Here is a 13,901-nt window from a genome sequence, read left to right as displayed (position 1 = left end):
AAAGGTCGGTAAAGCATGGATATCAAGGCAAAACTTCAGAGATTTGGGAAAAGGACTATAACACTTGAAGAACTGTCTTCTGTCACTAATACGGTTTCATCAGATGTTAGGAATTTATATACAAGGATACAGGAAGTATGCGAACTGGGGTATATTGAACCGGTTAAGAATTCCGGCAAAAACGGCAATATTAGCTATCCACTATACAAGAAATACAGGATCTTGGTAAAAGAGGAAGCTGATAATGAAACCATAGACGAAATAAGAAAGTTGCATCCACTACTGCTAAGGAGTGGGTATTTATCTGCAAATCCTTTGGAATTTCAAAAGAATAGGGCTGTTATTGAATGCCTTAGTGCATATTTGTTTGGTGATAAAGATGTGACTTTTATATCCAGAAAAGAGCGTTCCTTTGAGATATTTGGACATGAAAAAACTCTTGATGACAGTATAGTGAAAACGCTTTTGCGGAAGCTGCAGATTACTGAGTCAGAACTGGGATTCTATGACACGCCGGAATATTGTTTTCATGATTATATTCCAGTCAGGAAAGATCACATGGCACTTCTTATCTGCGAGAACAAGGATATATGGTTCAACATCCGAAGGCGTATGTTTGAGGATGGTGTAAGAAGTCTGTTTGGAGTAGCAATTGACGGAGTTGTTTATGGCGAAGGAAATAAGGTTTCTGACAGAACGGGAGCTCTTGAAGAGTATGTTAAATTCATGGGTGATCCTGATGTGAAGTTCCTGTACTGGGGAGATATTGACAGAGAAGGCTTTGACATATTCAGAAGAACAAAAGATGCCAACGACAGGCTTGATATATCTTTGTTTGTGCCCGGATATAGAAAAATGATAGAAAGAGCAAGGGATACAGAACTGGAGGATAGTCCGTCTTCCAAGAAACAGGGCATGTGTTTTGATGATCTTATCAATGAGTTCTCCGATGATGAACGGAACTTCCTAACGGACATATTTGATAATAATAAGCTTATTCCACAGGAGATAATATCATACAAGTATTTGAAAGAAGGTTGCTAGTCGACCACAGCGAGGCACGAGCTGATGAGAGACTGTATCCGTAATGAAATGGAGGTGAAGATTGATGCTTCGTTCTGACATAAAAGAGATGCTTTCGGATTTTCAGAACAGAATGAAGTTTATTGATATCGTCAGGAGTATCACTATTACAAGCTATCCGGATGATATAAAGAAGATGTTCGGTGGAGATTACGATTATATAAATAATCTTGTGGTTGCTGTTCTTTTGTATATCAAGGAGCGTACTTTGAGTGACAGACAGTCTTGCACACTTAAGGACATTGCCGGATTTCTTGACAGCATAATCCAGATTGTACCTGAAGAATATGAAATTGACACTTATAAACTTGCCAGTTTCATTGTAGTAAATGTTCTTCAGAATAACGGGAAGCTCATTGAATACAATACATTTTACGCGGATTCGGAAAGCTTTAAGAAGATGCCAATCCGCCTTGTCAATGAGGAAAAGGGTTCTTATCATCTGACAGATGATGTTTTTGACTTCCTTTACAGATCAAAAGAAATAGAGTCTGAACTGGATTATTCTGTAACCCGCTTTAAGATGCAGGAATACATGAAGCGTAAGAATTATTCCGAGGCACTTTCCCAGAGCAGGGAGCTGGTTGCAAGGCTCCGAAACATGAGTCACAGCATGGATGATTTCATAATGCGATGCCGGGAAAACATTGCAAAGATAACAGTTGATGAGTACGAGAGAATAGTGGGCCAGTTCAGAAACCTTATGTATGATGAGCAGAAGGAACTGGAAGAGATTCAGAAGAATGCCCGCAAGGAGGCAGAGGCCATAAGGAGCGCACTTGATAATGGTGCTGATACTGAAGAAGCCAGGAAAAATCTGAAATCTCTTAATGAAATCAATAAGAATCTGGATATTACCATATTGGAGCAGCGGTCCCTTATTAATGCCAAAAGCTCTGTTTCGGAAAGCTATAAGCAGATGCTGCGGGACAGCTTTGTTATAAAAAGCTTTGAACGTATGAACTTTGAGCAGGACATTATGGTGAAACTCCGAAAAATGGGAGATGGACTGGGGGATGCAGTATATACAATCATGGAGCCGCTACTCAGTCCGGAGTTTGATAAGAAATTCAGTATAGAAAACTTCTATGCAGCCTGCGGAACCATAAGTAATGAGGAAGAAGACAAGGGGCTCAGCATAGATGATGCTGACATAAAAGCTGAGGAACTGGGCAGGAAAAGAAACGAAATATACATGGAAATATGCACAGCGTTTTTTGCATTTCTTCAGAAAGAAAGCTCTTTTGAGATAAAGAAGTTCATAAGGACGCTTTCAATGGATGAACTTATGAAATGGAATAAGGAAAGTGCTCTTCCTAATACACTTATGACCATATATCAGAAAAGAGAGATTGATTTTGAGGCGCTCCATGGCGATGAGAGTTTGTTTGCTAAAGAACCACTTGGCGAGTTCGACCTTCTCTGGGTTCTTAGCAATATGCCACAGAATTATCTGAACATGAAGAAAATAACATTTTCTACATCTGATCAGAAATGCGAGTTTACTGTGGATGATGGGGAAACGCAGGTGACAATAGAAATGACTAATTTTACAGTTGAGGTAGAACGATGAATAAAAGTGCGCTTAAGCTCTATCATGAGCTTATGAAAAAAGGCTGGATAGATCGTGATGATAACAGCGTATTATGGGGATTTGTAGAGGATCCTGAAGCAAGAGACGAACTGGATCAGATGGGTGCTGAGCTTGGGTTTGAAATAATTCCTGCACAGAATCGGATTTACATGGTACCGACCCAGGATAATGATCTTTTTCTAAAAAACAATATTGATTACAGGTCTGATATCAAGGCCGGTAGTGATGTTAGGACAAGGGATCTGTATTTGCTCAATTATCTTGCTATTTTTGTGCTGTATACTTTTTTTAAGGGAGAAGATTCAGATGCTCTTGTCAGGGAATTTATCACAAAGGAAGACCTGATAAAGGATTTTACAGAACACTGTATCAACGTGACACAAAAGGGCGTAGATGGCGAGGATAAGACGGAAGATTTCAGTGATAGCTTTTTTATGCTGGCAGAAGACTGGCTTGGTAAAAAGGAAGGGGATCCTGCAAGCAGAAGGGTAGATGACCGTTATGGTGTTGTAAATAAAATCATTCTTAAGCTTCGGGCAGATGATCTTTTTGTAGAGGGCGATGATGGAAGAGTGACTCCTACAAAGAAAACAAAGGATCTTATGCCATATGTTCTCAGGAAAGAGCGTGTTCAGATGATAAACTCATGGATTGAGGGGGACAAACATGCCGCAGATAAATAAGATCAGGATTGTAAACTTTAACTATAATGATGGCAACCGTTTTATCCCTGATGAATTATATGATCTTTCATCAGATAAGGGGGAGGCGCTTAATTCGCTGTTTAACCTGAATAATGGTGGAGGAAAGACGGTTCTGGTACAGCTTATGATGCAGCCTGTGCATCCAAGAGCCATGGCAGGCGGAAGACATATTGAGGATTATTTTGGCCGCCCAGGAGATCATTCTTTTGTACTTATAGAATGGAATCTGGACGGAAGTGATGACAAACTTCTGACAGGTATTGCCATAGCCGGAAGTGCCAGCGAGAACACTGATGAGAGCCTGAGGGGAAATAGCATCAGGTACTATACCTTTAAGACTGTTTATGAAAACAGTTATTCTTCCTACAGTATAGCGGCTTTGGAGCTTTCCAAAAATGAGAACGGGAAGTATGTACCTGCATCTTTTGCCTATGTAAGGGAAAAGGCTAAGGCCAGCAGAGGTATTCTGGAAGTTTATTCATCCGATGAAAGTACTAAATGGACGAAAGAGCTTTCCGAATATGGTATTTACAGATCTGAGTGGGAAACGGTAATAGAGGCTCTCAACAAGGATGAAGGTGGACTGAACCAGTATTTTGATGACGCAAAAACTTCAGACAAACTGATCGCCAAATTCTTTATTCCGGCAATCGAGAATAAAATGAAAAGTGTGGCTTCAAGCGGGACGGATTCCTCTCTTGAAACCATGCTTATCAATTATGCAAAGAGAATCTCAGAAAAAGAAGCTGTCATCAGGGAAAGAGATACAAATAGAAGATTGATTGAAGAATTGTCGGATCTTGGTAAGGTGAGCGACGATCTTTATAATGCGGGGGAAGAATTATCGGATAGTATAGGTGAGGTCTGCGGTTTTAAGGCTTCCATTGGCAGGAAGATTGGAACCATAGATGAGAGTATATTTGGAACTGTAAATGAGATCCAGAGTTTAGATTCCAAGATCATGCATATAGAACATGAGGAAAAATCAAAAGAATACTACGATGCTAGTGGTGAATATGAGGTAGCTGCTAATGCTCTTTCGGATGCAAAAGAAGCCCTTGATCAGGCAAGGGAAGAAACTAAAGTAAAAAAGCATGATGAAGATATACTGCAATCAGCAAGGCTCTACAGGCAGATTTTAGAAGCCGACAGCCAGATAACAACATATAAGAAGCTTATTGAGGAAAAAGAGAACGATTCAGAGGATGCGGAAACTGTAGCAAGGCTGAAATACTCTTGCCAGCTGAAGGCCAAAAGTGAAAGTGAAGCCCTGTCACAGAGTATCGATCAGAAGGATAATCAGATTCGGAGTAAAAATGATGAGCTGTGTGATAGTAGGGCAGAAATGGCAAAGGCTGAAAAGCTAAGGAACGATGCGAAGGAGAAACATTCGCAGTTTACTGCCAATCTGAATGCTTCAAAAGATAATACTGATACCAAAGTTAAGACATTAAAAATTGAAGCGGTAAGAATGCTGGACGGATTCTACTCTGAAAAAGATATAGAAGATGTGCGGATTAAGCAGGATGCTAATCGTGAGCAAACTGCCGTCTCCATAGCAAAAATCCAAAATGAAATAAAGGCTATGGATGACAGGAAAAATGAAATCCCTGATGAACTGGCTGATGTAAAGCTTAAACTTGGCAGGTTGTCAGAAGAGAAGAAAGTTGCTGAGGATGCGCTTTCAGAATACAGAACACTATTGGATTCACTTATACATATCTGCAGCAAATATAGCCTTGAAAATAGCACTATTTTTTCCGGTCGTCTAAAAAGTGTACTGCAGGAAGAAATAGAAATGACCGGCGCAAAGATCAGAAAGCATGGGCAGGACAAGCAGTCTTTGGAAGAAAGGCTTAAGGCCGCGAAAGAAGGTCATGTTCATATTCTGCCGGATATCATGAAATATGTGATGTCCACAGGAGTGTGGTGTCAGACCGGTGAAGAATACATTACAGGTCTTATGGAAAATGGTGCCATTACGCAGGAAAAAGCCAGGGATATTATGGAGCGACACCCGGAATTTGCATTTTCACTTCTTTTCAATAATGAAAAAGATATGGAAAAGCTTCTGGCTGCGGGGAATGTGGAGTGGCTTCCTGCCTCTGTTCCGCTTTTTACTATGGAACAGGTGAATTCTCTTATGTCAGGGGACATGGAAAGTGCTTCTCACCTAGCTGCTTATGACAAAGAATATTTTGCTGACAGATCAGGTTATTATGGCAGATTGGAAGATGAAATAAGAGTCAAAGAGGAAAATTTGCAGCGTCTTAACGAAAGGCTGCGGGACAGTGAGGAAGAGAAGAAGCTCGTAGAAAAGTTTGATTATTCTGAGGACTGGAGCTCTTTACAGGAAAAAGCTATTGCCGAGCTACAGGAGAAAATATTTTCTTTGGAGGGTAGAAGGAAAGAACTGGAAGAAGAACAGGAAAGGATAAAGGAAAAGATTGATGCCCTTAAGGATGACCTGAATCATGAAGAAAAGCGTTTGAGGGAGCTCACCATGTGGATTGAGTCATTTGCTGAACTGAGCATAATGCTTACCAAGGAAAATGAATGGTATACAAAAATGCAGGAAGCATCTGTCATCCTGAAAAATTCAGAAAGCTCATATAAAAAAGCATGTGATGAGGTGGCTAAGTGCCAGGATGAGCTGACATCATTTGAAAATGAACGTAAGCAGCAGGCTGATCACTTGGATCGCGTCCGCACAGTTTTAGAGAATACGGGTAGTGCAAAGGAAGCAGAAATCGTTGAAGGATCATTGGAAGAACTATACTCTCAGTACCAGACTCTTCTGGGGAGTCTCAGTGAAAGCCTGGATAATCTCAGAGTCAGCCTTAATAAATCACAGCAGGACAAAGCTGAATATGAAAAAGAACTTGGTGATTATGAGTGTGAAAAGGCTGAATATGAAGCGGTCCATTTTTCACCTGAAGCCCTCAAAAATGCCAAGGATGCAGTGAGAGCAGCTTCAGAGAAAATGGAGAATGCCAGGTCCATATTTGGAGAATGTAATGTGAAAGAGGCATCTGCCAAGCAGAGATATGATGCAGCAGGGAAAGCACTTGAAGATTTTGACGGTGTAGCTCTTCCACAAAATGAGATAGGAGAGGATTTCAAAGCCAGAGTAAAGGCCGCCAAACAGGAGATACGGCAGTTAAACGAAAGGAAGGATTCATTTGAGCAGGAAAAACGTTCACTGGAGAGAATCTTTGATCGTGTAGGAGATGTCTTAAAGCCTATTCAGTTTGGAGACATAATAAAGACTGTTACACTTTCCGAAAAACCGGATGCTCAGTGGGAGTCTATACATAATAATCTAATCTATGTAGAGAAAACCTTCCTATATCAGAAAGAAAAGCTTAAGAGCAGCATAAGAACAACAGTAGCAGAGTTTAAGGACATAGCTCTTTCTGAAATAGTGAATAAGCTCGGTGCCATCGGCGAGATGCTTGATGATTCTGAGATGAAGGGCGACCGGCTCTATACGGTCAGCGAGAGCATCAGCACAATGACAGCTTCCATAGAGAAGATTAATAGCAGGATTGAGACTGATCTAAGGGAGATTGAAAATGACTTTAATGACATTGTAGACCAGTGTATGAATCAGGGGAAGAGGATGTATCTTGACCTTCGCATGATAGCAGCCAGTTCAAAGGCTCGTATTTTTGCGGGCAAGCCTCAGACCCAGATGGTAAAGATGGATCTTCCTGAGGAAAAAGAGATATCTGAGGAAGCATCAAAGGTTTCGATAAAGACTGAGATTGAGCAGGGGGCTAATGAGATAAAAGAGCTCCTTCGAAGCGGCGCTGATGAAAAGCAGATCCAGAAGCGCGCCAGAGCTTTAGTCTCAAGTGAAAGGCTTCTTCATAAGTACATACGCCAGGAATCCATAAAGATCAGGGTCTATAAGATTGATATGAACAGTGTAAACTCTGTATACAAGGGCTGGGAGGAGACACTGACACAGAGTTCCGGTGCCGAGAAATTTGTGGTATTTTTCTCAGTGGTATTGACACTCATGAATTATACTAGGTCATCAGCAGGGCTTGTCAGCAAAAACGTCAAGAGTGTGCTAATCCTTGATAATCCTTTTGGAAAAATAACCTCAGCGCATCTTTTGAAGCCAATGTTTGATATAGCAAAACACTTCAATGTACAGCTAATTTGCCTGTCAGATATCAATAAGAGTGATGTTGTCGGCTGCTTTGATTGCGTTATCAAGCTTGTTATAAAGGCACAAAACCTTTCAAACTTCGAAATAATGACGCATGAGGGTAATGAGAGGATAGAGCATGGCTACTATAAGATCATGAACGGACAGATGAGTCTTTTCTAATCTGATATTAGAATGATGCCAAAATGTTAATAAAAAGTAGGTTGAACTATTTGTTCATGTAGTTTTTTTTAACGGTGGAATAGTTAATACCAAAGAGCTTTGTTATGATGAAAGTCCTGCGGAAATGTGGGACTTTTGTTATTTTGGCAATATGTTACAAATAACATATTATCGCTAAATATGTCATTTGTAGCATATTTTAATATTGCACATTGATATGTCATTAAAAACAAGTATTTGCTGTTATCAACAAAAATATGTTATACTTAACATATTGGAGGACGAAATAGTGAGCAAAAACGAAATGGATGCGATATTTGAACAGATAAATAAACTGAATAAGCCAATTTCTACGAAAGAGCAGGATCATGGAGAGGGTATAAATAGTTCATTAAGCGATGTACTAAATGGAATATCGGAAGAAATACAAAGAGTATTGGATGATAATAATTTTACACAGGAAGATTTGTGTGAAATAACAGGAATGTCTCAGTCCAATATAAGTAAGATACTCAATGGTAAGGTAGCCCCAAGGATTGATACCTTACAAAAGATAGCAGCATCAACACATACAAGATTAGTTATAAGCTTTGAGAATATTGAAAAAGAGGACTGATATGGCACATATTGATTCTATAGAGATAAATGGTTACAGAGGAATAAAAGCATTAGCTGTCTCGGATTTTTCAAAAATAAACCTTGTCGTAGGTGATAATAACAGTGGAAAGACATCGTTTCTGGAGGCTTTTCAGCTATTATTTGCCAATACTCAACTGGGAACATTGAAAAGTGTTATTAATCAGAGAACTGTGCTTAGCCCCGATAAGAGTAGTTTTTACATTTCATTTATAAAAATGTTCAATATGGAACAGAATTCTGATCAGTTGGAATTTGATATTTCCGCAGAAAGCAGTAGTGGAATGTTTCGATTTCAGCTTAGTGGGAATGAACATAGCATTTCTGGTGATGAGGCTATTCAATTATCCATTTTGTCTCAGCGTGAAAAACTGCAGTATAAAAGGAATTCTGCTGTTTTGCCGGAAAAGGCAAAAGTATTCACAGGAAACATTGTTGCTCAGACAGGAAAAAAGGTTTCCCAACAGGAAATCAGATGTACATCTTTGGATACAGGGTTCCCTGGTGTCTCTTTAAAAAAAGAGATTCAGTACATCCCTTCATTTGGACATCTTCGATACGACCTTTTGCAAAATATTGTAGAGAATCCAGAATACAAAAAGCTGGCAATTGATATTCTTAAACAGTTTGATAATAAAATTGCAGATATCTGTTATACCAAAGCGGATGATGGATCTTTTATTGAAACCATTATAACTGAGACTGGGGCTAATATGCCTTTCTCAGTATACGGTGATGGCATTAAAAAGATTCTTTATATTCTCAATAAGCTCTTTGATTCTATGGATTCAGTATTGTTGATTGACGAAATTGAGACAGGGCTTCATAAAAAATATTACGACATATTATTCCCTGTAATATTTGCATTGGCAAATAAGCTGAATGTCCAGTTGTTTATTGCAACTCATAGTGTGGAAGCAATAGATGCGATATTAAAATATGGTGATTATGATAAAAGGGAAGAGAAAGAGGATCCAATTAAGGTTATTACACTTAAGAGAATTGAATCAAAAGATGGAAAGGAAAGTAATATAGTTGCCAGAAATGTTACAGGGAACTATGTGTATGAAAACAGAAAAGTATTTGAATATGAGGTGCGCTTATGATGACAGAATTAGTACTTGTAGAAGGCGTGTCTGATGTTCAATTGATCAGCTATTTCATGCAGAATGTATATGGATGGAAATACAGGAATAGTAATGCACTGGGGATAACTGAGCTTGATAAATATGAGCATATAGAAAGCTTGTCAAAAGGAGAAAACCAGCTTGTATTATGCGGCGTTGGAGGGAATGGCAAATTTGCTTCATTTATTGATAAACATCGCATAAACGCAATGATTGTCGAAAAAGATATAGCATCTTTGATGGTAGTAACCGATCGAGATGAAGATAATGATGCTAAGATAGGAAGAAGAGTTAATAAGGCGCTTGAGAATGTAACAGCAAAATCAGGGGAATGGATAAGCAATCATATAATAGATTTATTTGGCCAAAATAAATTAGTTAATACTTTTTTACTGATAATTCCAACTAACGAAAACGGTGCATTGGAAAGAGTTATTATAGATGCACTGGAGGATATCCCGGAAGAAAAAGGGCTTATCGGGGAGGTGATTAGATTCATTGATGATTTAAAAAGAGAAATGGTTCCGGATTTAAACCATGCAAATAAATATAACAAGGCCACTGTTGGAACGTTCTTTAGTGTCAGGGATCCACAAAATGCAATGCGTTCTTTTGGAACATTTATCTCCAAGATTGATTGGGCTCAGTCAGAGTCTCTTAAAACACTTTTTGAGCCGTTTAGTTACTTGGGTAGGGAGAAACCAATTGATAATCAAATTACGTAAAAATTTGAACTGGCGGTTTATTTTCTATTATTGATAGTTGTGTTATTGTATTCAGACGGGATGGCGTTGAAGATTCTTTTTACAGAGGAGGCGACCATGGACATAATGAATGTTTTTGTAGACATGCAGGCTACCGGAGAACGTATAAAGCAATTACGACAGGAGAGGAAAATAAAGGTATTCGAGTTGGCAAATGCACTTGGACTGGAATCCGAGCAGGCCATATATAAGTGGCAACGTGGTCAGTGCCTGCCAAATGCGGATAATCTTGTAAGACTTAGCATACTGTTTGGATGTCATATTGAAGATATCCTTATTCATAACATTACAGAAGAGGACGAGAGTCCTCTTCTTCCTGTTATAGGGTATATTAAGAAACATATAATGCTGTTATGGGAAAATGTATAATGATCTGCTCTGTTGGATATATTGTTTTGGGGCTGGATACTTGAGAAGCCAGAGCCTGGAGGAGGACCTGATATGATTCCCCTAAAGTAGACAATGGAAATATCCAAAGTCTCCTTTAGGGGGATTTTTTATGGCCAAGTATTCAGCCGAAATCAAAATAGCTGCTTGTAAAGATTACTTAGAGGGCAAACTTGCACTCGAAGATATCTGTCAGAAATACGATATTTACTATAACAAAGAGGCTCATTGGTCAAAGATTTTAGTCTGGGTGAGATTCTATGTTAAACACGGAGATTCGGCTTTTATATCATCTCCAGGAAATCGTTGCTATTCAGCACAATTAAAGAGTAACGCTGTTGAAGATTATTTTTCTGGCGAAGGTTCTTTAGTGGATATTTGTGTAAAATACAACATAAAATCCACGTCTGTTTTATCTAAATGGATTTCTATGTATAATGCCAATAGAGAGCTTAAGGACTACAATCCTAAGCGGGAGGTCTATATGGCAGAAGCTAGAAGAAAAACCACTATTGAAGAACGAAAGGAAATCGTCAAGTACTGTATCGAGCATGATCGCGATTACAAAGGGACTGCTTCTTTATATGATGTTTCCTACACACAGGTTTATAGTTGGGTAAGGAAATATGATGCGGATGGAGAAGATGCGCTTATTGACAAGCGAGGACATCACAAAAATGATGATGAAGTAGATGAACTGGAACGTCTACGCCGCGAGAATAAAAGGTTGAAGCGGCAGCTTGAAGAAAAAGATATGTTGGTGACACTGTTAAAAAAAGTGAAGGAATTGGAAGGGATGTGAGGCTTGGCCGTACTCGGCTGGAATCAAAGTATCTGGCAATCCAAAGCTTACATGAAGAGAATAATTGGAGCATAAACTGGATGTGTAAAGGGCTGGGTGTATCGCACGCAGCTTATTACAAATGGCTTCATAGAGAAGTTCCGGAGCAAGAACTAGAAAATCAGAGAATTGCTGAGCTTATCCGAGAGTACGATGATCGTTCTGGACATATCCTTGGTTACAGGCGTATGACTCTCTGGATTAACCACTTTAATGGGACTGATTATAGAGTAAAGCGTATACACCGAATCATGAAAGCCATCGGAGTCCATGCAATTATACGCGCCAAGAGAAAGCAATATCAGTCTTCAACTCCAGAGGCTGTTGCAGAGAATACTCTAAAAAGAGATTTTCATGCAGACAAACCTAATGAAAAATGGACAACTGACGTTACTGAGTTCAAGATCCCTGAGGTTAATAAAAAGCTGTATTTAAGTGCCATTCTTGATCTCTACGACAGGTCTCCGGTAGCTTATGTTCTCAGCAACAGAAATGACAATGCGCTTGTATTCAAAACCTTTGACAAAGCAATAGCGGAGAATCCTGATGCCACCCCACTTTTTCACTCGGATCGCGGATTCCAGTACACCAGCAAGGTCTTCAAAATGAAGCTTCAGAAACAAGGTATGGAACAGTCCATGTCTCGTGTAGGACATTGCATAGATAATGGACCGACTGAAGGCTTTTGGGGCATCATAAAGACTGAAATGTACTGCATGTTTGATATAACCGATGAAGCGTCACTCAGAAAAGCAATAGCAAAATACATGGACTTTTATACCAATGAAAGGCCGCAGGAAAGATTCGGTGGAAAGACACCTGCCCAGGTACGAAATGAAGCCATGCTCACAGATAAGCCTACTGATTATCCCATTCCTGAAAACAAGCGTATCCAGAAATATAAAGCCAAATGGGCAGCTTAACAATGAACTGAAATGAAGCCAGAGGCTAAACGCCTCTGCCCTTGAATAAAGTGCGCTGAAGCGCACAATGATCCTTGATCTGCTTGACTACAGAATATCTGTCATGGAATACCTGTCAACCCCACAGCCGCTTTGCGGTGCGCATAGCGCAGGGTTGACTGCTATTCCATGGCAGATAAAGTAGTCACCAAGCAGACCAAGGATAATAATGACAGTCGAAGCTGTCACTGCATTTATGCCCAACAAATATTTGTATTAAAATGGTGACCACCTCTAATGAAGTGATCACCATTTTTCTTGACTTATTTTGTTTATTTAGCCTATCTACTTGACAGGCCCCTGTTCAACCTATGGGTCTTCATTTTTTTGCAATGAAACCGGCATTGCTTAGGTCATATTTTGAACGACAAGTTCAATGACACGATCAGTTTTCATATATAAAATAATAAACATAAGCATATTGACAGGAGTAGTTTTGAGAATTGATTAGGAGATTGAAATGCGCCAATTGATAATTGCTCGTAAGGATTTAAATATGTCACCCGGGAAGCTTGCAGCGCAGGTTAGTCATGCAAGCATGGCGTTTATTTCATGGGCAATTAATTGTAATGCAAAGCCTGTAATGAAGTATTCTATAGTGAATGTATATGGAAAAGAATTAAAAACCGGTGAAAAGATACCTAAGATATTCTTTGGGGCGGAATTGGCTGAACTTGCACGTCAGACCAGAGCTGCAGGGAGGGACAGCTTTACATATAGAACTGCTAAGGATGGAGAACATACAAAATATGAGTTTTGTGAAAATGAAGTAGAAAGCTATGAATGCAAGTTTTCTATAGAAAAAGAAGTTTATGAGCAGTGGTTTGCTGGCATATTTACCAAAACAATATGTGAGGCAAAGAATAGGAACCAACTGATGAAGGCTATAACAATGGCGGAGGAGTTAGGGCTGACAGAAGGGGAAGATTTTTTCCTCATTAAAGATAATTGTCTTACTGAATTGGAGCTTATAAAAAATCGAGTAACATATATTGCGGAAAAACAACAGCTTCATAAAGAAAATTGTCCTTTGGATGGTGCATATTTAATCTATGATACAAAAGAAAAACATATCTATTACCGGGCAGAGAATGATTACAACGGGGGACGTGAACGTGTCGGAATGGGTGTGCTGATGGCGGCCTATTTGCAAAGATTTTACGATGAAAAACTGATGGATAGTTTGAATCGGTATCTAGCATATGTGGAAAGGGAATTATATGATGATGAACATTCTTTAGTAGCCAATGATTACGGATATGACAATCATTTTCAGAGATTATATAACTATCCGTGGATGAGTTTGCTTTTCATAGAAGTATATCAATTGAAAAAAGATATAGACTACCTATACAAGGCATATAAGGTGATGAAATCATTCTATGAGCAGGGTGGTGATCATTTTTATGCAATTGCAATTCCGTTGGAGAAGCTTATGAAAAATCTATGGGTAGAAAAGAT

Annotated in this window: 11 protein-coding genes; all 11 read left to right on the top strand. The window is 39.2% G+C overall.

Translation table 11 applies throughout. The features are described from left to right. Positions 1-15: 15 nt before the first annotated feature. Positions 16-1,044 carry a Wadjet anti-phage system protein JetD domain-containing protein gene (locus tag G588_RS0115020; protein WP_022779538.1) on the top strand — a complete coding sequence of 343 codons (1,029 nt, stop codon included), beginning with the start codon at positions 16-18 and terminating at the stop codon, positions 1,042-1,044. Between the two features lie 64 nt (positions 1,045-1,108). Further along, a complete protein-coding gene (locus G588_RS0115015; RefSeq protein ID WP_022779537.1) occupies positions 1,109-2,656 on the top strand; it encodes a hypothetical protein in 1,548 nt (515 codons plus the stop codon). After that, positions 2,653-3,360, top strand: a complete 708-nt coding sequence (locus tag G588_RS0115010) for a DUF6063 family protein (protein WP_022779536.1) — start codon at positions 2,653-2,655, stop codon at positions 3,358-3,360. The genes G588_RS0115015 and G588_RS0115010 overlap by 4 nt, the downstream gene beginning before the upstream one ends. Further along, positions 3,344-7,723 (top strand): hypothetical protein, encoded by a 4,380-nt coding sequence (locus G588_RS0115005; RefSeq protein ID WP_022779535.1) that lies wholly within the window; start codon positions 3,344-3,346, stop codon positions 7,721-7,723. The genes G588_RS0115010 and G588_RS0115005 overlap by 17 nt, the downstream gene beginning before the upstream one ends. 289 nt (positions 7,724-8,012) lie before the next feature. Further along, positions 8,013-8,339, top strand: coding sequence for a helix-turn-helix domain-containing protein (locus tag G588_RS20530; RefSeq protein WP_022779534.1), 327 nt, complete (start codon positions 8,013-8,015; stop codon positions 8,337-8,339). Position 8,340: 1 nt separating this feature from the next. After that, on the top strand, positions 8,341-9,465 hold the full coding sequence (locus G588_RS0114995) for an AAA family ATPase (protein WP_022779533.1): 1,125 nt from the start codon (positions 8,341-8,343) through the stop codon (positions 9,463-9,465). Next, the gene (locus tag G588_RS0114990; RefSeq protein ID WP_022779532.1) at positions 9,462-10,211 is read left to right on the top strand and encodes a DUF3226 domain-containing protein; all 750 of its coding nucleotides are present in this window, start codon (positions 9,462-9,464) and stop codon (positions 10,209-10,211) included. Before G588_RS0114995 ends, G588_RS0114990 begins: the two co-directional genes overlap by 4 nt. Positions 10,212-10,307: 96 nt before the next feature. Further along, a complete protein-coding gene (locus tag G588_RS20525; RefSeq protein WP_022779531.1) occupies positions 10,308-10,619 on the top strand; it encodes a helix-turn-helix domain-containing protein in 312 nt (103 codons plus the stop codon). A gap of 130 nt (positions 10,620-10,749) precedes the next feature. Beyond that, positions 10,750-11,439: a transposase gene (locus G588_RS0114980; RefSeq protein WP_022779530.1), complete on the top strand. Its 690-nt coding sequence runs from the start codon at positions 10,750-10,752 to the stop codon at positions 11,437-11,439. After that, on the top strand, positions 11,436-12,401 hold the full coding sequence (locus tag G588_RS0114975; protein ID WP_081644372.1) for an IS3 family transposase: 966 nt from the start codon (positions 11,436-11,438) through the stop codon (positions 12,399-12,401). Before G588_RS0114980 ends, G588_RS0114975 begins: the two co-directional genes overlap by 4 nt. Positions 12,402-12,936: 535 nt before the next feature. After that, a partial coding sequence (locus G588_RS23165) for a peptidyl-tRNA hydrolase (protein ID WP_242830379.1) occupies positions 12,937-13,901 on the top strand: 965 nt, incomplete at its 3' end.

The organism is Butyrivibrio sp. AE3009 (genome assembly GCF_000420845.1).
Taxonomy (GTDB): domain Bacteria; phylum Bacillota; class Clostridia; order Lachnospirales; family Lachnospiraceae; genus Butyrivibrio.
Note: the sequence above shows the minus strand (reverse complement) of the source record. Positions and strands in the feature narration are given on the sequence as shown.

Coding starts and splice junctions, on each gene's coding strand:
- G588_RS0115015 (WP_022779537.1), top strand. CDS start 1,109: ATGCTTCGTTCTGACATAAAAGAGATGCTTTCGGATTTTCAGAACAGA.
- G588_RS0115010 (WP_022779536.1), top strand. CDS start 2,653: ATGAATAAAAGTGCGCTTAAGCTCTATCATGAGCTTATGAAAAAAGGC.
- G588_RS0114990 (WP_022779532.1), top strand. CDS start 9,462: ATGATGACAGAATTAGTACTTGTAGAAGGCGTGTCTGATGTTCAATTG.
- G588_RS0114995 (WP_022779533.1), top strand. CDS start 8,341: ATGGCACATATTGATTCTATAGAGATAAATGGTTACAGAGGAATAAAA.
- G588_RS0115005 (WP_022779535.1), top strand. CDS start 3,344: ATGCCGCAGATAAATAAGATCAGGATTGTAAACTTTAACTATAATGAT.
- G588_RS0114980 (WP_022779530.1), top strand. CDS start 10,750: ATGGCCAAGTATTCAGCCGAAATCAAAATAGCTGCTTGTAAAGATTAC.
- G588_RS0115020 (WP_022779538.1), top strand. CDS start 16: ATGGATATCAAGGCAAAACTTCAGAGATTTGGGAAAAGGACTATAACA.
- G588_RS20525 (WP_022779531.1), top strand. CDS start 10,308: ATGGACATAATGAATGTTTTTGTAGACATGCAGGCTACCGGAGAACGT.